Genomic DNA, 19,830 nt, shown 5'->3' with positions numbered 1-19,830 from the left:
GTGTATCAGCCGTGAGGCTTGCGCAGGTAACGGACGATGAATCCTGGAAAACCCAGGACCACAAACAGGCAGGCGGAGATCGCGTAGAACTCCCACGTCTGCGGGAAGCGGACGCCGATATTGGCTTCGAGGGCGAAGCCAATAAAACCGACCACCATGTACAGCGCCGTCATTTCCAGCAGCCGGATAAACAGCGGCTTGCGCTGCCATTTGGCGCCGATCACGGCGAACAGGCGGTCGTTGAAGAACGGCAGGTTGGCGGCCGCGAGTGCAACCGCGATCACCAACCAGCCGGCGGTGGACGTATCCATCAGGTCGCGAGGGTCGCTTTGATAGCGGCCATGCAAGCCTTCAGCATGCCTTCCGGCATGATACCCAGCGCCACAACGGCCAGGCCGTTGATGCTCAGTACCAGCTTCATGTCGAACGGGGCGACGATCGGCGCGGTATCGACCGGCTCGTCAAACCACATGGTCTTGATGACGCGCAGGTAGTAGAACGCACCGATCAGCGAGAACATCACGGCGAAGATGGTCAGCCACAGTTGGCCGGTGGCCAGCACCGAGTTCAGTACAGCGAACTTGGCGGCGAAGCCCATCATCGGTGGCACGCCGGCCAGCGAGAACAGCAGGATGGTCATCACCAGCGCGAACCAGCCGTTACGCTTGCTCAGGCCCTTGAAGTCGGCCAGGTTGTCGGCGTCGAAGCCGGCGCGCGACGCCAGCATCAGCGTGCCGAAGGTACCGACCGTGGTCAGCACGTAGGTGATCACGTAGTACATCGAGGCGCTGTAGGCAGCGTCGCGGCCGGTCACGTCGGTGGTGCCTGCCACGCCCGACAGCAGGCCCAGCAGCACGAAGCCGATTTGTGCGATGGTCGAGTACGCCAGCATACGCTTGATGTTGGTCTGCGCGATCGCGGTCAGGTTACCGATGGCCAGCGACATGACGGCCAGCACCAGCAGCATTTGCTGCCAGTCGAACGCCATTGGCATCAGGCCTTCCACCAGCAGGCGGATGCAGATTGCGAAGGTAGCGATTTTCGGTGCGCCGCCCAGCAGCAGGGTCACGGCGGTTGGCGAACCGTCGTAGACGTCCGGCACCCACATGTGGAATGGCACGGCGCCCAGTTTGAACGCCAGGCCGGCTACCAGGAACACCAGACCGAAGATCAGGATGGTCTTGTTGATGGTGCCGCTGGCTGCCGCCGCCGAGATCTGGCCAATGTCCAGCGTGCCGGTGGCGCCGTACAGCATCGACATACCGTACAGCAGGAAGCCCGACGCCAAGGCGCCCAGTACGAAGTATTTCATCGCCGCTTCGGTAGCGCGCACGTTGTCGCGACGGATCGCCACCAGTGCGTACAGCGACAGCGACATCAGTTCCACGCCCAGGTAGATCGACAGCAGGTTGGAACCCGAGATCATCACCATCTGGCCCATCATGGCGAACAGCGCCAGCACGTAGAACTCGCCGCCCAGGTTACCGCTCAGCATGTCGCGGTCCGCCGCGTACTGGCGCGAATACACCAGCGTCATGCCCACGGTCAGGTAGGTGAACAGTTTCAGCAGGTTGGCCATCGGATCGGAGACGAACATACCGTGGAAGGTGTAGGTCGTCGTGCCGGCGGCATAGTCGTGGTAGCTGATGCCGGCCAGGACCACCAGCAGCAGCAGCGACAGCGCGTAGGTGAACGAACGCTGCGCCTTGGTCAGGAACATGTCGATCAGCAGGATGGCCGAGGCGCCGATCAATAACGCGATCTCGGCGTAGGCCGGGACCAGGTTCACGGCCTCTTGTGAAATAGGTGTAGTCATTTATGCGTTTCCGTTTTCTTCTTAATGCGCCGGGAACGGCAGCTTGCTCTGTGCAACGTGTGCCAGCAGGTCCGCAACCGAGGTTTGCATGGTGTCGGTGAATGGGGCTGGGTACAAGCCCATGGCCAGCACGCAGACTGCCAGAATGCCCAGCATCAGGAATTCACGGCCATTCAGATCAACCAGCTCGGCGACGTGGTGGTTGGCCACTTTGCCGAAGATGACGCGCTTGGCCATCCACAGCGAGTACGCTGCGCCAAAGATCAGCGCGGTGGCTGCCAGCAGGCCGATCCAGAAGTTGTACTGGGTGGCGCCCAGGATCACCATGAACTCGCCGACGAAACCGGAGGTCGCTGGCAGGCCGCAGTTGGCCATCGAGAACAGGATGAAGAAGGCGGCGAAACGCGGCATCTTGTTAACCACACCACCGTAGTCGGCGATCTGGCGCGAGTGGGCCTGGTCGTACAGTACGCCGATGCACAGGAACATCGCGGCCGACACGAAGCCGTGCGAGATCATTTGCATGATGGCGCCCTGGGTGGCCATGCTGTTGAAGACGAAGAAGCCCAGGGTGACGAAGCCCATGTGCGCGATCGACGAATAGGCGACCAGCTTTTTCATGTCTTTCTGTACCAGTGCCACCAGGCCGACGTAGATGACGGCGATCAGCGACAGGGTGATGACGAAGCCCGACAGGTAGTGCGAGGCGTCCGGGGTGATCGGCAGCGAGAAGCGGATGAAGCCGTACGCGCCCAGTTTCAGCATGATCGCGGCCAGCACGGCGGAACCGCCGGTTGGCGCTTCCACGTGGACGTCCGGCAGCCAGGTGTGGACCGGGAACATCGGCACCTTGACGGCGAACGCCATGAAGAAGGCGAAGAAGATCGCGACCTGCTCGGTCATCGTCAGCGGCGTTTTGTGCCAGTGCAGGATGTCCCAGCTACCGGTGACTTTGTACAGGTAGATGATGGCAACCAGCGTCAGCAGCGAGCCGAAGAAGGTGTACAGGAAGAACTTGAACGACGCGTAGACGCGATTGTCGCCGCCCCAGATACCGATGATGATGTACATCGGGATCAGGGTCGCTTCAAAGAAGAAGTAGAACAGCAGGCCGTCCATGGCGCAGAACACGCCGATCATCAGGCCGGACAGGATCAGGAACGCGCCCATGTACTGGGCCACGCGTTTCTGGATCACTTGCCAGGCCGAGATCACCACGATGATGGTGATGAAGGCGGTCAGCGGCACGAACCACAGCGACAGGCCGTCGATGCCCAGCGAGTAGAAGATGTTGAAGCGTTCGATCCACGCCGAGTGCTCGACGAACTGCATGCCGTGCGCGGCGTTGTCAAAGTGCGTGACCAGCGGAATCGTCGCGCCGAAGCTGACGATGGACGCGATCAGCGTCAGCACGCGGGTAAAGCCGGCGTTGCTGTCGCGCCCTACTGCCAGGACGATCAGGCCGAAGATAATCGGGAGCCAGATCGCCAGGCTCAGGTACGGAGGTAGAGTAGATATGGTTTGCTGCATCATGGTTATCGTTATCTCTTTGCGTATCAGCTAATTAAGCGTGCCAAAACGGCAGGAAGTAGACCAGGAACCCCAGAATGCCGAGGATCATGACGAACGCATAGTGGTAGATGTAACCAGTCTGCGCCAGGCGGGTCAGCGACGAGAACCAGCCCACTACTTTGGCGCTGCCGTTGACCAGCAGGCCGTCGATCAGGGTCTTGTCGCCGATTTTCCACAGGCCTTCGCCCAGCAGACGGGCGCCGCCTGCAAACACCACCTGGTTGAACTTGTCCATGTAGTACTTGTTGTCCAGCAGCGTGTGCACTGCCTTGAACTTGGCGAAGAACCATGCCGGTACGCGTGGATTGATCATGTAGCAGTAGTACGACGACGCCACGCCCAGGATCGCCAGCCACAGCGGCAGCGAAGTCAGCGAGTGGATCGCCATGGCCACCGGGCCGTGGTATTCCTCTTTCAGCAATTCCATCGCGTGGTGGTTTTCGCCGATGTAGATCACATTCTTGAAGAAGTCGCCAAACAGCATCGGGCCGATAGCGATTGCGCCGATGATGACCGATGGGATGGCCAGCATGACCAGCGGGAACCAGACCACGAATGGCGATTCATGCGGTTTCTGGCCTGGAGCCAGACCGTGGTGCGCGTGGTCGTCTTCCTCTTCTTCGTGGTGCGCGTCGGAGTCGTGACCATGATCGTCGTGCGCGCCGTGGGCGGCTTTCGGTGCGTGATGGTCGTCATGACCGTGCGCATGCGCCTGGCCGAAACGCTCTTTACCGTGGAACACCAGGAAGTACATACGGAACGAGTAGAACGCGGTCACGAACACGCCTGCCAGCACGGCGAACTGCGCGAAGCCGGCGCCCCAGATATGGGTCTCGCCCACTGCTTCGATGATCGAGTCTTTCGAGTAGAAGCCCGAGAAGAACGGCGTACCGATCAGAGCCAGCGAACCCAGCAGCGAAGTGATCCAGGTGATCGGCATGTATTTGCGCAGGCCGCCCATGTTGCGGATGTCCTGATCGTGGTGCATGCCGATGATGACCGAACCGGCGCCCAGGAACAGCAGCGCCTTGAAGAACGCGTGGGTCATCAGGTGGAACACGGCCACCGAGTACGCCGACGAACCCAGCGCCACAGTCATGTAGCCCAGCTGCGACAGCGTCGAGTAAGCCACCACGCGCTTGATGTCGTTCTGGATGATGCCCAGGAAGCCCATGAACAGCGCGGTAATCGAACCGATCACCAGGATGAAGCTCAGCGCGGTGTCCGACAGTTCAAACAGCGGCGACATGCGCGACACCATGAAGATGCCGGCGGTAACCATGGTTGCCGCGTGGATCAGTGCGGAAATCGGGGTCGGGCCTTCCATCGAGTCCGGCAGCCAGACGTGCAGCGGGAACTGCGCCGATTTACCCATCGCGCCGATGAACAGGCAGATGCAGGCCACGGTCAGCAGCATCCAGTCGGTGCCTGGCAAGGTCAGCAGAGCCAGCGCTTCGCGCTTGGCGAACACGTCCTGGTAGTTCATCGAACCGGCGTAGGCCAGCAGCAGGCCGATCCCCAGGATGAAGCCGAAGTCGCCCACGCGGTTGACCAGGAAAGCCTTCATGTTGGCGAAGATCGCGGTCGGACGGGTGTACCAGAAGCCGATCAGCAGGTACGACACCAGGCCCACGGCTTCCCAGCCGAAGAACAGCTGCAGGAAGTTGTTCGACATCACCAGCATCAGCATGGAGAAGGTGAACAGCGAGATGTACGAGAAGAAGCGGTTATAGCCTTCGTCTTCCGCCATGTAGCCGATGGTGTAGATGTGCACCATCAGCGACACGAAGGTCACCACGCACATCATCATCGCCGACAGCGAGTCGATCTGGAAGCCGACTTCCATTTTCATGCCGGCCACGGTCATCCAGTTGTAGATGGTGCCGTTGAAGGTTGCGCCGTTGAGCACGTCGTTCAGCGTCATCGCCGAAATGATGAATGCCACCAGCACGCCCAGGATGGTCGCCGCGGTCGCGGTCTTGCGACCGACCACGTTGCCGAAGAATTTCGTTCCCAACAAGCCCGCCACCGCCGCGCCCGCGAGGGGCGCCAGTGGTACGACCAGCAGGAGATTAGGGTTAAGAGTAACCGCCATGATGAACCTTAATCGTTATTTTTCGTGAGGTTAAAATTAGCCCTTGAGGCTGTCCAGGTCTTCGACGTTGATGGTGTCCAGATTACGGAACAGCACCACCAGGATCGCGAGGCCAATTGCCGATTCGGCGGCCGCAACGGTCAAAATGAAGAAGACAAAGATCTGACCTGCCGCATCACCGAGGTAATGCGAGAACGCGATGAAATTCATATTCACCGCCAACAGCATCAGTTCGATGGCCATCAGGATGATGATGATGTTCTTGCGGTTCAGGAAAATACCCACGATCGAGATCGCGAACAGGATCGCGCCCAGAACGAGGTAGTGAGCCAGGGATAAAGTCATGGTGCCTCCTTAACTTCGGAATTCGACTCAACTGGGGCCTGGCCGCGCGTGGTCACCGGCGCGATCTTGACGATCTTCAGGCGGTCATTGCGCTTGACGCGGACGGCGTCGGCTGGGTCGAAGTGTTTGGTGTCTTTGCGCTTACGCAGCGTCAGTGCCACGGCGGCGATGATCGCCACCAGCAGGACCACGGCGGCGATTTCAAAGCCATAGATGTATTTGGTGTAGATCTGGATGCCCAGCTCCTTGGTGCCGCCCAGGCTGGCGACTGGCGCCGGACGCGGGTCGAACGACAGGAACGAGCGCCACAGCACGGCAGCCATTTCCAGCACGATGATCACGCCGACGAAGGAAGCGACCGGCAGGTAGCCCCAGAAGTTCTCGCGCAGCTTTTCGGTGTCGATGTCGAGCATCATCACCACGAACAGGAACAGCACCATGACGGCGCCGACGTAGACCAGCACCAGCACAATCGCCAGGAACTCGGCTTCCAGCAGCATCCAGATGCCGGCGGCGTTGAAGAACGCCAGCACCAGGAACAGTGCCGCGTGCACCGGATTGCGGGCCGTGATAACGCGCGTCGCAGCCAATATCATGATGGCGGCGAAGACGTAGAACAAAGCAGTTTTAAATTCCATAACTAACCCAAGAGACGTACAGTTTATTGATCCACTTTCCGGTTGGCTGCCCATGGCCCCGCCTTGGCGGGGGCAGGACAGCACCGGTTAGCGATAAGGAGCGTCCGCTGCGCGGGCTGCGGCAATATCGTCTTCGTAACGATCGCCTACGGCCAGCAGCATCTCTTTCGTGTAGTACAGATCGCCGCGTTTCTCGCCGTGATATTCCAGCACATGCGTTTCCACGATCGAATCGACCGGGCACGACTCTTCGCAGAAGCCGCAGAAGATGCACTTGGTCAGGTCGATGTCGTAACGGGTGGTCCGGCGCGAGCCGTCCGCACGCTGCTCGGATTCGATGGTGATCGCCATCGCCGGGCACACCGCTTCACACAGTTTGCAGGCGATGCAGCGCTCTTCCCCATTCGGGTAGCGGCGCAGCGCGTGCAGGCCACGGAAGCGCGGCGACATCGGCGTCTTCTCTTCCGGGTACTGCACGGTGATCTTGCGCGAGAACATATACTTGCCCGTCAGCGCCATCCCTTTGATCAGCTCGGTCAGCATGAAGCTGCCGATGAAGTCTTTTAAACGTTCCATAGTCTCTATTCCTTACTTCCAGATATTCCAGGAGGTCTGCATCCAGCCAGCGACCAATACCAGCCACACCAGGGTCAGTGGAATGAATACTTTCCAGCCCAAACGCATGATCTGGTCGTAACGGTAGCGTGGGAAAGTACCGCGCACCCAGATGAAGACCGACACCAGGAAGAACGCTTTCGCGAACAACCAGAAGAAGCCGCCGAAACCGCCCCAGAATTCGAGGAAGGCAAACGGTGCGGACCAGCCGCCCAGGAACATGATCGAACCCAACGTGGCGATCAGGATCATGTTGGCGTATTCAGCCAGCATGAACATGGCGTAGGCCATGCCCGAGTATTCCACCATGTGACCGGCGACGATCTCGGACTCGCCCTCGACCACGTCGAACGGGTGACGGTTGCACTCGGCCAGGCCGGAGGTCAGGTACACCACGAACAGCGGCAGCAGTGGCAGCCAGTTCCACGACAGGAAGTTCAGGCCGTGCTCGACCATCATGCCCTTTTGCTGGCCGGCGACGATGTCGCCGAAGTTCAGCGAACCGGACACCATCAGCACCACCACCAGCACGAAGCCCATCGGGATTTCGTAGGAAATCATCTGCGCCGACGCGCGCATTGCGCCCATGAACGAGTACTTCGAGTTCGACGCCCAGCCGGCGATGATGATGCCGTAGACTTCCATCGAGGTAATCGCCATCAGCAGCAGCAAGCCGGCGTTGACGTTGGCAATCACCGCCTGTGGACCGAACGGCACCACCGACCAGCAGGCCAGCGCCGGCATGATGGTCATGATCGGACCGATCACGAACAAGCCAGGGTTGGCCTTGGCCGGGGTGATGATCTCTTTGAACAGCAGTTTCAGCGCATCGGCGATCGGCTGCAGCAGGCCCAGTGGACCGACGCGGTTAGGACCGACGCGGATCTGGATCCAGCCGATGAACTTGCGTTCCCACAGGGTGGCGTAGGCGACCAGGCCCATCAGCGGCAACAGCACGCACAGGACTTTGATCAGCGACCAGACCAGCGGCCAGACCGGCGCCAGCACGCTGGTTTCGCCCAGCGTGTAAAGCGATGTGACGAATTCAGGCAGAGCCATTATTTCCCCTCTCCTGCTTTTTCTACGGTAATGGAACCGAACATGCTGCCCAGGGCGGCGGTCGATGCGTGCGCAGCGGCCACGCGCACGGCGTTGGCAGGCAGTTTGGCGTCAACAGCGGCGACCAGGATTGCGCTGCCGGAACCTTGAGTGACCTTGACCTTGTCGCCAGCGGCCACGCCCAGTTGCTGCGCCAGCGCGCTCGACAGGTGCGCTTGCGGCGCCGCGCTGTCGGCCATTTTCTGCAGCGATTCGGCGCGGCGCACGATGGCGTCGGCGAAGTAGATCGGCACGTCGGCGATACGTTCCGGACCAGTCGACGCAACGGTCGAAGCAGCCAGTGGCAGTTTCGATACGTTGTTCAGCTTGGCCGAAACGTCGAACACATCGGCGCCCAGCACTTCGTTGCGCACCGCTTCCGAGGTGTCGTAGTCGAAGCCGGTCAGGCCCAGGATGTTGCCCAGTACGCGCAGCACTTTCCAGGCTGGGCGGGTTTCCAGCAGCGGCTTGACGGTCGCGTTGAAGCTTTGCGCGCGGCCTTCGGCGTTGACGAAGGTGCCCGAGGTTTCGCTGAATGGCGAGACCGGCAGCAGCACGTCGGCGTAGTCCATACCGTGTTTGAAGGCCGACAGTACGACGACCATCTCGGCCTTGCTCAGTGCGGCGATGGCGGCTTGCGGGTTGTGCGCGTCCAGTTCAGGCTCGGCGTTCAGCAGCACGTAGGCCGATTTGGCCTCGGTGAACACTGGCGCCTTGCCGGCGTTGGCGTTGGCGATGTAAGCGCCGACGGTGTTGGCCGCTTCGGTCAGGTAGCCCAGCTTGGCGCCGGTCTGTTCCGCGATCCATTGGGCGGCAGCGTGCAGCGCGGCAGCTTGCGGATGTTGTGCAGCAGCGTTACCCAGGAACACGCCTTTGTTCTCACCCGACAGCAGCGAGGCAGCGATGGCGGCAGCAGCGTCCGAAGCCTGTACGCCTTCGAAGCCGGCCGGGGCCGCAACTTCCTTGGCTTTAGCTACGGCCACAACCACTTGCGACAGCGCCGACAGCCACTCCGACGGAGCAACGATCAGTTTGTTGGCGACGTTCATCAGCAGGTCATCGTCGGTCGCGCTCAGCAGCGACAGCTTGGCGCCGCCCTTGACGGCGGTACGCAGACGGGTGGCCAGCAGCGGATGATCCTTGCGCAGGAACGAGCCGATCACGAAAGCGCGGTTCAGCGCGCCGAATTCGGTGATCGACATGCCCAGCCATGGCGTCACGTCCAGCGAGAAGTCGCTATGACGCAGGCGGGTGTCCACACTGTCCGAACCCAGGCCGCGCACGACTTTTTGCAGCAGGTGCAGTTCTTCCAGCGTCGAGTGCGGCGTGGCCACAGCGGCGATGGCGTTGGCGCCGTGCTCATGCTTGATGTTTTTCAGGCCGTGCGCCACATATTCCAGCGCGGTTTGCCAGTCGACTTCTTTCCACTGGCCGCCCTGCTTCAGCATCGGCTGGGTCAGACGGTCGGTGGTGTCCAGGCCTTCGTACGAGAAGCGGTCCTTGTCGGAAATCCAGCACTCGTTGACGGCGTCGTTTTCCAGCGGCAGCACGCGCTTGACCTTGCCGCCCTTGACCTGAACGATCAGGTTGGCGCCCAGGCCGTCGTGCGGCGAGACCGATTTGCGGCGCGACAGTTCCCACGAACGGGCGCTGTAACGGAACGGCTTCGACGTCAGTGCGCCGACCGGGCACAGGTCGATCATATTGCCGGACATTTCCGAGTTGACGGTCTGGCCGACAAACGCGGTGATTTCCGAGTGTTCGCCGCGGCCGATCATGCCCAGCTCCATCACGCCGGCCACTTCCTGGCCGAAACGTACGCAACGGGTGCACTGGATGCAGCGGGCCATTTCCTGCATCGACACCAGCGGGCCGGCGTCTTTCGGGGTCACGACGCGCTTGTCTTCTTCGTAGCGCGATTCGCCCTTGCCGTAGCCCACTGCCAAGTCTTGCAGCTGGCACTCGCCGCCCTGATCGCAGATCGGGCAGTCCAGCGGGTGGTTAATCAGCAGGAACTCCATCACCGACTTCTGTGCCTGGACGGCCTTTTCGGAATGCGAGCGCACAATCATGCCGGCCGAGACCGGCGTTGCGCATGCTGGCAAAGGCTTAGGCGCCTTTTCCACTTCGACGAGGCACATCCGGCAGTTTGCCGCGATCGACAATTTCTTGTGATAGCAGAAGTGCGGAATGTAGGTTCCCAATTTGTTGGCGGCGTCCATCACCATGCTACCAGCAGGGACTTCGACTTTTTTGCCGTCTATTTCGATTTCAACCATGGTGATCGTTACCTGACGCAGCTTAGATATAAGCGGGCACGCAGCATTGCTTGTGCTCGATATGATGTTCAAATTCTTCGCGGAATTGCTTGATGAACGCACGCATCGGCATGGCCGCCGCGTCGCCCAGCGCGCAAATCGTGCGGCCCTGGATGTTGTCGCAGATCGAGTTCAGCACGTCCAGATCCGACTTGCGGCCCTGACCGTTTTCGATACGGTGGATCATGCGGTACATCCAGCCCGTACCTTCACGGCATGGGGTGCACTGGCCGCACGACTCTTCAAAGTAGAAGTACGCCAGACGCTCCATGGCCTTGACCATGCAACGCGTCTCGTCCATGACGATGACCGCGCCCGAACCCAGCATCGAACCCGCTTTCGCGATCGAATCGTAGTCCAGATCGGTCTGCATCATGATCTCGCCGCGCACCACCGGAGCGGACGAGCCGCCAGGGATCACCGCCTTGATCTTTTTACCGCCGCGCATGCCGCCTGCCAGTTCCAGCAGTTTGGCGAACGGGGTGCCCAGCGGCACCTCGTAGTTGCCCGGACGCTCAACGTCGCCCGAGATCGAGAAGATCTTCGAGCCGCCGTTGTTCGGACGGCCGATCGCCAGGTACTTCTCCGGGCCCATGTTCAGGATGAACGGCACCGCAGCGAAAGTTTCGGTGTTGTTGATGGTGGTCGGCTTGCCATACAGGCCGAACGACGCCGGGAATGGCGGCTTGAAGCGCGGCTGGCCTTTTTTGCCTTCCAGCGATTCCAGCAGCGCAGTCTCTTCGCCGCAGATGTAGGCGCCATAGCCATGGTGCGCGTGCAGTTGGAAGCTGAACTCGCTGCCGAGGATCTTGTCGCCCAACATGCCGGCGGCGCGCGCCTCTTCCAGCGCTTCTTCAAAGCGGGTGTAGACGTCGAAGATCTCGCCGTGGATGTAGTTGTAGCCCACGGTGATGCCCATCGCGTAGGCGCCGATGGCCATGCCTTCGATCAGCGAATGCGGGTTGTAGCGCAGGATGTCGCGGTCCTTGAAAGTGCCCGGCTCGCCCTCATCTGAGTTACACACCAGGTACTTCTGGCCCGGGAACTGGCGCGGCATGAAGCTCCACTTCAGGCCGGTCGGGAAGCCCGCACCGCCACGGCCACGCAACGACGACGCCTTGAGGTCGGCGATGATTTGTTCCGGGGTGATTTTCTCTTCGATGATACGGCGCAGGGCGCTGTAGCCACCGCGTTTTACGTAATCTTCCAGGTGCCAGTTGTCGCCGTTAAGGCCGGCCAGGATGACTGGATCGATATGTCGGTCGTGGAGTGACGTCATTTCGCGTTGTTCCCACTAAGTTCCTCCACGAGGGAGTCAATTTTGTCGTTGGACATGAAGCTGCACATGCGGTGATTGTTCACCAGCAGCACCGGCGCGTCGCCGCAGGCGCCCATGCACTCGCCTTCCATCAGCGTGAACTCGCCGTCCGCCGTGGTGTCACGGTAGTCGATGCCCAGCTTTTGTTTCAGGTGGTGCGCCGCGCGCTCGCCGCCCGACAGGGCGCAAGGCAGATTGGTGCACACGGTGATCTTGTGCTTGCCGACCGGCTTCAGGTTGTACATATTGTAGAACGTGGCAACTTCCTGCACGGCAATCGCCGGCATGCGGATGTAGTCCGCCAGTTCCTGCATGGTGTCAGGCGAGATCCAGCCCAGTTCGACCTGGGCGTGCGCCAGCGCGGCCATCACGGCCGACTGACGCTGATCGTCTGGGTACTTGGCCAGCTCGCGATCGATTTTTTTGTAGCACTGCTCAGATAACAACATACTTATGCCTCTCGCACTTAGCGGTCAATACTGCCGAACACGATGTCCTGCGTGCCAATAATGGTCACGGCGTCGGCAATCATGTGGCCACGCGCCATTTCATCCAGCGACTGCAAGTGTGCGTAGTCGGGAGCGCGCAGTTTCACGCGGTATGGCTTGTTGGCGCCGTCGGACATCAGGTAGACGCCGAACTCGCCTTTCGGGTGTTCCACCGCGCAGTAGGCTTCGCCTGGCGGCACGTGGAAGCCTTCGGTAAACAGCTTGAAGTGGTGGATCAGCGATTCCATATTGGTCTTCATGTCCACGCGGCCTGGTGGCGCCACCTTGCGGTTGCTGGTCATGACGGGACCTGGATTGTTGCGCAGCCACTCGACGCACTGTTTGATGATGCGGTTCGACTGGCGCAGCTCTTCCACGCGGACCAGGTAGCGGTCGTAGCAGTCGCCGTTGGTGCCGATCGGGATATCGAAGTCCATCAGGTCGTACACTTCGTACGGCTGGTGCTTGCGCAGGTCCCACTGGATGCCCGAACCGCGCAGCATGGCGCCGGTGAAGCCCATCGCTTTCGCGTCTTCCGGCGACACCACGCCGATGCCGACGGTACGCTGTTTCCAGATACGGTTGTCGGTCAGCAGCGTTTCGTATTCGTCGACGTAGGTCGGGAAACGCGCGGTGAACGCTTCGATGAAGTCCAGCATCGAGCCTTGACGGTCCTTGTTCAGGTTGTCGATGGCCTTGGCCGAACGGATGATCGATGGCTTGTGCTGCGGCATCGCATCCGGCAGGTCGCGGTAGACGCCGCCCGGACGGTAGTAGGCTGCGTGCATGCGCGCGCCCGACACCGCTTCGTAGCAGTCGAACAGGTCTTCGCGGTCACGGAAGCAGTACAGGAACGGGCCCATGGCGCCGACGTCGAGCGCGTGCGCGCCCAGCCACATCAGGTGGTTCAGGATGCGGGTGATCTCGTCGAACATCACGCGGATGTATTGCGCGCGCAGCGGTACCTCAATGCCCATCAGCTTTTCGATGGCCATGACGTAGGCGTGCTCGTTGCACATCATCGACACGTAATCCAGGCGGTCCATGTACGGCACCGACTGCAGGTAGGTCTTTTGCTCGGCCAGCTTCTCGGTGCCGCGGTGCAGCAGGCCGATGTGCGGGTCGGCGCGCTGGATCACTTCGCCGTCCAGCTCCAGCACCAGGCGCAGCACGCCGTGGGCGGCCGGGTGTTGCGGGCCAAAGTTCAGGGTGTAGTTCTTAATCTCAGCCATTATTTAATCCCGTAGTTTTCTTCGCGGATCACACGCGGCACGTTTTCACGCGGCTCGATGGTGACCGGCTGGTAGACCACGCGCTTCTGTTCCGGGTCGTAGCGCATTTCGACGTAGCCCGACACCGGGAAGTCCTTGCGGAACGGGTGGCCGATGAAGCCATAGTCGGTCAGGATGCGGCGCAGGTCGTTGTGGTTCTCGAACAGGATGCCGAACATGTCGAAGGCTTCGCGCTCGTACCAGTTCATCGCGCGCCACAGCGGCGTGATCGACGGCAGCAGCGGCATGTCGTCGTCGGCGCAGAAGGCGCGCACGCGCACGCGCCAGTTGTGCTTAACCGACAGCAGGTGGACGACCGCAGCGAAACGCTGGCCTTCCCAGATGCCGTCGCCATAGCTCAGGTAATCCACGCCGCACAGGTCGATCGCGGTGTCGAAGCCGAGTTCCGCATTGTCACGCAGGATCTGCATGACGGCGTAGTAATCGGCGCCCTTCACTTCCAGCGTGATTTCGCCCAGTGCAACGATGGTAGTAACGCGATCGCCCAGGGCAGTGCCGAGGGCGGTTTGGAGTTTTTCCAGATGAGTAGTCATTGTGTGTAGCGCCCCCGTTAGCGTGCGATCGTGTTGGTGCGCTTGATCTTGTTCTGCAACTGCATGATGCCGTACAGCAGGGCTTCAGCGGTTGGCGGACAGCCAGGCACATACACGTCGACCGGCACGATGCGATCGCAGCCGCGCACGACGGAGTAAGAGTAGTGGTAGTAGCCGCCGCCGTTGGCGCAGGAACCCATCGAGATCACCCAGCGCGGCTCCGGCATCTGGTCGTAGACCTTGCGCAGGGCCGGGGCCATCTTGTTGCACAGCGTGCCGGCCACGATCATCACGTCGGACTGACGTGGCGAGGGACGGAACACCACGCCGAAGCGGTCCATGTCGTAACGGGCTGCGCCCACGTGCATCATTTCGACCGCACAGCAGGCCAGACCGAACGTCATCGGGAACATCGAACCCGTACGCGCCCAGTTGATCAGCTTGTCGGCCGAGGTGGTGATGAAACCTTCGTTTAATACGCCTTCAATAGCCATGGCTTATTCCCAATCAAGGGCACCTTTCTTCCAGATATACCAAAAACCGACCACGAATTCGGCGATGAACACCATCATCGTAACGAAGCCCTGCCAGCCCAGTTCGCGCATGGAGACGCCCCACGGGAAGAAGAATGCCGTTTCCAGATCGAACAAAATAAAGAGGATCGCGACGAGGTAGTAACGCACGTCGAATTTCATGCGCGCATCTTCGAAAGCTTCGAAGCCGCACTCATACGGGGACAGCTTGGCTGCATCAGGCTTTTTCGGGCCGAGAATGTGGCCCAGCACTTGGGGAGCGATACCTACGCCGAGACCGACGAGGATGAACAACAGGACGGGGAGATAATTTTCGAGGTTCACGATTAGATGAGCTTATGTTGAACGATCAGTTTAAAGGACACATCGCGCTGTTCTGCGGTGCGCTTAACGTTCGCCCCAATCGTAAAACTGCTCTGACCAGGATCGAACGACACATCCTCGTAAAAAAGCCAGCTTGGTACCACCCTTGCTGGCCTATATTTTCTGGTGCCGACGACGAGACTCGAACTCGTACAGCTTGCGCCACTACCCCCTCAAGATAGCGTGTCTACCAATTTCACCACGTCGGCATAAGGCCGTTATTTTACTTCTTTTTCACGCGGTTGTTAATCCGTATTGCGTCAAAACAAGAAGAAAAACGATAAATCTTTAACTATTTTGATGCACAAAAGATTTTCGCTACGATACTGCCAAAACAATGTGCAAACAACTTAAAAAATTATCAACTGCGCCTAATTAACTACACAATTATATTACTTTGGGATGGAGTTTGCTGGCGCCGGTGCTGCAGGTGCAGCAGGGGCCGATGCTGCCGGGGCCGTTTGGGCCGCTGGCGTCGCAGGAATCGCGTTGGTCGGGGCCGGCGCCGGGGCGGTCACGGCCGGCAGTTTGTCCATCACACCGCCGCTGACATTGTTGGTCTGGTGGGTGGTGATGTACGACAGCGCCAGCGTGGCGACGAAGAAGATGGCAGCCGCGACGCCGGTCGACTTCGACATGAAGTTCGACGAGCCGGTGGCGCCGAACAGGCTACCCGACGCGCCCGAGCCGAAGGCCGCGCCCATGTCGGCGCCTTTGCCGTGCTGCAGCAGCACCAGACCGATGATGGCAATGGCCGAAACGACCTGCACGATGATAACCAGATTGAACAAGGAGCTCATGTTATTCCATTCCAAATTAAAAGTTTTGTATCGTTTTGTTTCTACTTCGGTTTTACCGCTACAGCGCTGCGCTTAAACCGCCTGAATAATCCCGAGAAAATCAGTCGACTTTAAAGCTGCACCGCCGATCAGGCCGCCGTCGATATCCGGCTGCGCCATTAATTCTTTGGCATTCTCCGGCTTCATGCTGCCGCCGTACAGGATTTGCACGGTGGCGGCCGCCGCCGCATTCTTGTTCGCCATACAATTGCGCAGGAAGCGGTGGGCATCCTGCGCAATCTGCGGCGTGGCGGTCTGGCCGGTGCCGATGGCCCACACCGGCTCGTAGGCCAGGATGATGTCCGCCACCTGGTCCGGCTGCAGCGCATCCAGCACCGCCTGCAACTGGCCGCAGATCACATCCTCGGTCTGCCCCGCCTCGCGCTGGGCCAGCGATTCGCCCACGCACACCACCGGCGTCAGGCCGGCGGCCAGCGCCGCCACAGCCTTCTGCGCCACCAGCTCATTGCTCTCGTGGTGATAGGCGCGGCGCTCGGAGTGGCCGCACAGCACGTAGGTGGCGCCGAAGTCGCGCAGCATCGCTGCCGACACTTCTCCAGTATAGGCGCCTTCGGCGTGGATGGAGACATCCTGTCCGCCCCACGCGACCGGCGTTCCCGCCAGTTCCGCCTGGCACTGGGCCAAATACGGCGCCGGCACGCACACTGCACAATCGGCGCCAAAGTCGTTTAATCCGGCAACAATGCCGGACAACAGTGCCGTGTTGGCGGCGCGGTTGCCGTTCATTTTCCAGTTACCGATAACGAGTTTGTGACGCATAGCGAGCCTAAAGATGAATAACTCGCCATTGTACCGCGCCGAAAAAGGCGGGGTCAAACAGGCAAAGGCCATCCCCGGCTAACCAAAACCGTAAATTTACTACGCATTTTACAACGAAATCGCCATTCAGATCACTTGCAACATGATTTTTCCGACGTGGGAACTACTCTCCATCAGCGCGTGGGCAGCGGCGGCCTGTTCCAGCGGGAAGACGGTGTGGATCACCGGCTTGATCTTGCGCTCGGCCAGCATAGGCCACACCCGCTCCTTCAGCTTTTTGGCGATCGCGCCCTTGAATTCGGCCGAGCGCGGGCGCAGCGTGGAGCCGGTGATGGTCAGCCGGCGGCGCAGCACCTGGGCCATGTCCAGCGTGGCCTTGCCGCCGCCCAGGGTGGCGATGATGGCCAGGCGGCCGTCGTCCGCCAGGCAGGAAACCTCGCGTGGCAGGTAGTCTCCGGCCACCATGTCCAGAATCACGTCGACGCCGCGGTCGTTGGTCAGCGACTTGACGACGGTGGCGAAGTCTTCGGTTTTGTAGTTGATGCCGCGCTCGGCGCCGAGCTTCATGCAGGCCGCGACCTTGTCGTCGGAACCGGCGGTGGCGAACACGCGGTGGCCCATGGCGGCGGCCAGCTGGATGGCGGTGACGCCGATGCCGGAGCTGCCGCCCTGCACCAATAAGGTCTCGCCGGCGGTCAGCTGGGCACGGTCAAAAACGTTGCTCCAGACTGTGAAGTAATTTTCCGGAATTGAAGCAGCTTCCAGCATGGACCAGCCTTTCGGCACCGGTAAAACCTGCTGTATTGGCGCAACAACGTACTCGGCATAGCCGCCGCCCTGCACCAAAGCGCAGACGTGATCGCCGATATCGAGGGTGGTGTAGTCCAGATCGCCGTCGACGATCTCGCCGGCTACTTCCAGGCCGGGGATGTCGGAGGCGCCCGGCGGCGGCGCGTAACTGCCCTGGCGCTGGAACACGTCGGGGCGGTTGACGCCGGCCGCGTGGACCTTGATCAGCACCTCGCCGGCCTTTACCACCGGCATCGGGCGTTCGCACAGTTTCAGGACATCGGCCGGGCCGGGCTGGGTGATTTCAATCGCGCGCATGGGGAACCTTTCAAGGAAAGCACGATTTTACCCCCGCCGTCGTTCCCGCGCAGGCGGGAACCTATAGAACGCCCGCGCCGCATGGATTCCCGCCTGCGCGGGAACGACGCGCTGCCAGGCGGGCCGCTTAGCCGCCGCCCGTGCGCGACTTCTGCGGCAGCGGCGTATTCACCTTCCACGCCGCCGACAGCGCCTGCCCTTCCTCGACCTGCTCCTGGGTCATGGTCTTGACCACCTGCGCGCGCTGCTCGGCCGCGTTGGCCGAGCCATTGGCCGCCGCCAGGTTCCACAACATATAGGCGATCACATTATCCTGCGGCACCCCGCCCATGTGATACCGATACATCAGCCCCAGCACCTGCTGCGCCTGCACATGCCCCTGCTCGGCCGCCTTGCGGAACCAGCCCACCGCCTGTTTGTGGTCCTGGATCACCGCATTGCCGGTGTAATACATGGCGCCCACCACGTACTGCGCGTCGGCCTTGCCCTTGAGCGCGGCCTTGCGGTGCCATTCCAGCGCCGCCTTGTAGTCCTGCGGCACACCCCGTCCCATGTAATACATCAGGCCCAGCAGATGCTCGGCATCCGCGTTACCGGCCTGTGCCAGCGGCCGTATCTCTTTCAACGCCACCGCGTAATTTTTGTTGTTGTACGCAGTCGCCCCTTCGGCGAATCCGGCCATCGCGGCCGACTGCCAGCCCAAAGCGATGACCATCGCTAGTATGAATTTTTTCATATCGCGTTATATATAGGTATGTTTATTTCCAGCTGACCTTGCCCAGGCCATCCACGCTGACATTGCGATTCAGCGGCTTGCCATACACAGTGACCGATCCCAGGCCGCTCAAGTTCAGCGTCGCATTGGTCTTGGCGGTCACCGTGGCGTTGCCCAGGCCGCTCAAGTCGATATCTACCGCATCCGCCTGGAACTGCTGCGCATTCAGGCTGCCGACGCCGCCCAGGTTGGCCTTCAGCAACTTGCTACGCCCGCCCAGCGTGATGTAGCCGGCGCCGCGCAGGTCCAGATCGGCCTCGTCGTTCTCGCTGATCCACAGATTCATGCTGCCGACGCCGCCCAGGCTGGCCTTCAGCGCGCGGTAGTCGCCCACCACCTTCATGCTGCCGGCGCCGTCCATGCTCAATTCCAGCTTATCGCCGGTGAAACCGTTGATGTCGGTGCTGCCGACGCCCTCCGACACCACCTGGCGCAGGCTGGGCAGGATCAGCTCGGCGCGGGTCGTGCCGCGGCCGACCTTGATGCCGCGCCCTTCGCTTTCCAGATGCAAGGTGTCGCCTGTTTGCGACGCCGTCAGCTTGTCCATATAGCGCTTTTCGCCGGTAACCTTGAGCGACGGCATGTCGCCCTGGCGCAATTTGACGTCGATTACGCCCTCGATCATGACCCGTACCACGCGCGCATCGATGGTGATGGTACGGGTTTCGGTCACGTCGTCGGCGGCGCTGGCACGGCCAAACAGGGCGCAGAACGCGGCAAACAGCAAGCCGAACTGGAAAAGCTTCTTCATTATCGAATCCTCTGATGTTGATCCATCTATCATAACCGGCGCGTGAACGCCCACCGCCCCGAATTGCGACGAACTGCACGATTCGGGGAGTGGGCGACAAAAACCGCGGATGGAAAGTTTAACGGCCCGGGGCGGGCCGGGCGAACAGGCGTTCGATTTCTTCCAGCGATTTGCCCTTGGTCTCGGGCAGGAAGAAGGCGGCGGTGACGAAGTACACCACGGTGCAGGCGGTCCAGAACAGGAACATCACGTGGAAGCCGAAGTTGCCGACGATCGGCAAGAAGGCGCCGGCGATCAGCGTGCCGGTGCCCTGGTTAACCAGCAGCGCCACGCCCATGCCGACCGAGCGGATGCGGGTCGGCATCAGTTCCGACAGCGCCAGCCACACGCACACGCCCGGACCGATCGAAAACGCCGCGATGAAGCCGGCGATGCACAGCGCCGCCAGCGTGCCCGTCTGCGGACTCGGCGTCGGGCCGACGCTGGCGCGCAGGATGCGCAGCGGCGCGCCGGCATTGGCCGCCAGCGCGTCCACCTGCACGCGTTGCGCCGCA

At 60.9% G+C, this 19,830-nt stretch carries 21 protein-coding genes and 1 tRNA gene; all 22 read right to left on the bottom strand.

Annotated elements, in window-relative coordinates; translation table 11 throughout:
- Positions 1–5: 5 nt before the first annotated feature.
- On the bottom strand, positions 6–311 hold the full coding sequence (locus GTP55_RS27540; protein WP_161047973.1) for a DUF2818 family protein: 306 nt from the start codon (positions 309–311) through the stop codon (positions 6–8).
- The gene (gene nuoN, locus GTP55_RS27535) at positions 311–1,816 is read right to left on the bottom strand and encodes an NADH-quinone oxidoreductase subunit NuoN (RefSeq protein ID WP_161047972.1); all 1,506 of its coding nucleotides are present in this window, start codon (positions 1,814–1,816) and stop codon (positions 311–313) included. The genes GTP55_RS27540 and nuoN overlap by 1 nt, the downstream gene beginning before the upstream one ends.
- Positions 1,817–1,837: 21 nt before the next feature.
- Positions 1,838–3,349 carry an NADH-quinone oxidoreductase subunit M gene (locus tag GTP55_RS27530; protein WP_161047971.1) on the bottom strand — a complete coding sequence of 504 codons (1,512 nt, stop codon included), beginning with the start codon at positions 3,347–3,349 and terminating at the stop codon, positions 1,838–1,840.
- A 31-nt stretch (positions 3,350–3,380) separates the two neighbouring features.
- Positions 3,381–5,483: an NADH-quinone oxidoreductase subunit L gene (gene nuoL / locus GTP55_RS27525; RefSeq protein ID WP_161047970.1), complete on the bottom strand. Its 2,103-nt coding sequence runs from the start codon at positions 5,481–5,483 to the stop codon at positions 3,381–3,383.
- Between the two features lie 36 nt (positions 5,484–5,519).
- Positions 5,520–5,828 (bottom strand): NADH-quinone oxidoreductase subunit NuoK, encoded by a 309-nt coding sequence (nuoK, locus tag GTP55_RS27520; protein ID WP_110848930.1) that lies wholly within the window; start codon positions 5,826–5,828, stop codon positions 5,520–5,522.
- Positions 5,825–6,466: an NADH-quinone oxidoreductase subunit J gene (locus GTP55_RS27515; RefSeq protein ID WP_161047969.1), complete on the bottom strand. Its 642-nt coding sequence runs from the start codon at positions 6,464–6,466 to the stop codon at positions 5,825–5,827. The genes nuoK and GTP55_RS27515 overlap by 4 nt, the downstream gene beginning before the upstream one ends.
- An 87-nt stretch (positions 6,467–6,553) precedes the next feature.
- Complete coding sequence (nuoI, locus tag GTP55_RS27510) at positions 6,554–7,042, bottom strand: NADH-quinone oxidoreductase subunit NuoI (protein WP_110848932.1); 489 nt, start codon at positions 7,040–7,042, stop codon at positions 6,554–6,556.
- Positions 7,043–7,054: 12 nt separating this feature from the next.
- Positions 7,055–8,140, bottom strand: coding sequence for an NADH-quinone oxidoreductase subunit NuoH (gene nuoH / locus GTP55_RS27505; protein ID WP_110848933.1), 1,086 nt, complete (start codon positions 8,138–8,140; stop codon positions 7,055–7,057).
- Positions 8,140–10,458 (bottom strand): NADH-quinone oxidoreductase subunit NuoG, encoded by a 2,319-nt coding sequence (gene nuoG / locus GTP55_RS27500; RefSeq protein WP_161047968.1) that lies wholly within the window; start codon positions 10,456–10,458, stop codon positions 8,140–8,142. The genes nuoH and nuoG overlap by 1 nt, the downstream gene beginning before the upstream one ends.
- Positions 10,459–10,480: 22 nt before the next feature.
- A complete protein-coding gene (gene nuoF / locus GTP55_RS27495; protein ID WP_161047967.1) occupies positions 10,481–11,776 on the bottom strand; it encodes an NADH-quinone oxidoreductase subunit NuoF in 1,296 nt (431 codons plus the stop codon).
- Positions 11,773–12,264: an NADH-quinone oxidoreductase subunit NuoE gene (nuoE, locus tag GTP55_RS27490; RefSeq protein ID WP_161047966.1), complete on the bottom strand. Its 492-nt coding sequence runs from the start codon at positions 12,262–12,264 to the stop codon at positions 11,773–11,775. Before nuoE ends, nuoF begins: the two co-directional genes overlap by 4 nt.
- Before the next feature lie 17 nt (positions 12,265–12,281).
- Positions 12,282–13,535, bottom strand: a complete 1,254-nt coding sequence (locus tag GTP55_RS27485; RefSeq protein ID WP_110848937.1) for an NADH-quinone oxidoreductase subunit D — start codon at positions 13,533–13,535, stop codon at positions 12,282–12,284.
- The gene (locus tag GTP55_RS27480) at positions 13,535–14,128 is read right to left on the bottom strand and encodes an NADH-quinone oxidoreductase subunit C (protein WP_161047965.1); all 594 of its coding nucleotides are present in this window, start codon (positions 14,126–14,128) and stop codon (positions 13,535–13,537) included. Before GTP55_RS27480 ends, GTP55_RS27485 begins: the two co-directional genes overlap by 1 nt.
- Before the next feature lie 17 nt (positions 14,129–14,145).
- Positions 14,146–14,622, bottom strand: a complete 477-nt coding sequence (locus GTP55_RS27475; RefSeq protein ID WP_008450353.1) for a NuoB/complex I 20 kDa subunit family protein — start codon at positions 14,620–14,622, stop codon at positions 14,146–14,148.
- A gap of 3 nt (positions 14,623–14,625) precedes the next feature.
- Positions 14,626–14,985 carry an NADH-quinone oxidoreductase subunit A gene (locus GTP55_RS27470; protein ID WP_072780614.1) on the bottom strand — a complete coding sequence of 120 codons (360 nt, stop codon included), beginning with the start codon at positions 14,983–14,985 and terminating at the stop codon, positions 14,626–14,628.
- Positions 14,986–15,148: 163 nt separating this feature from the next.
- Positions 15,149–15,233, bottom strand: a tRNA-Leu gene (locus tag GTP55_RS27465).
- A gap of 183 nt (positions 15,234–15,416) precedes the next feature.
- The gene (gene secG, locus GTP55_RS27460; protein ID WP_110848939.1) at positions 15,417–15,824 is read right to left on the bottom strand and encodes a preprotein translocase subunit SecG; all 408 of its coding nucleotides are present in this window, start codon (positions 15,822–15,824) and stop codon (positions 15,417–15,419) included.
- Positions 15,825–15,896: 72 nt separating this feature from the next.
- Positions 15,897–16,643, bottom strand: coding sequence for a triose-phosphate isomerase (tpiA, locus tag GTP55_RS27455; RefSeq protein ID WP_161047964.1), 747 nt, complete (start codon positions 16,641–16,643; stop codon positions 15,897–15,899).
- A gap of 126 nt (positions 16,644–16,769) precedes the next feature.
- The gene (locus tag GTP55_RS27450) at positions 16,770–17,750 is read right to left on the bottom strand and encodes an NAD(P)H-quinone oxidoreductase (protein WP_161047963.1); all 981 of its coding nucleotides are present in this window, start codon (positions 17,748–17,750) and stop codon (positions 16,770–16,772) included.
- Positions 17,751–17,877: 127 nt separating this feature from the next.
- Positions 17,878–18,486, bottom strand: a complete 609-nt coding sequence (locus GTP55_RS27445; protein WP_161047962.1) for a tetratricopeptide repeat protein — start codon at positions 18,484–18,486, stop codon at positions 17,878–17,880.
- A 22-nt stretch (positions 18,487–18,508) separates the two neighbouring features.
- Positions 18,509–19,276 (bottom strand): GIN domain-containing protein, encoded by a 768-nt coding sequence (locus tag GTP55_RS27440; protein ID WP_161047961.1) that lies wholly within the window; start codon positions 19,274–19,276, stop codon positions 18,509–18,511.
- Between the two features lie 118 nt (positions 19,277–19,394).
- On the bottom strand, positions 19,395–19,830 hold a 436-nt coding region (locus GTP55_RS27435), incomplete at its 5' end, for an MFS transporter (protein WP_161047960.1).

The sequence above is a fragment of the Duganella margarita genome (genome assembly GCF_009857535.1).
GTDB classification, from domain to species: Bacteria; Pseudomonadota; Gammaproteobacteria; order Burkholderiales; family Burkholderiaceae_D; genus Rugamonas; species Rugamonas margarita.
The sequence above is the reverse complement of the archived record's forward strand: the minus strand, read 5'-3'. Positions and strand labels throughout refer to the sequence as shown.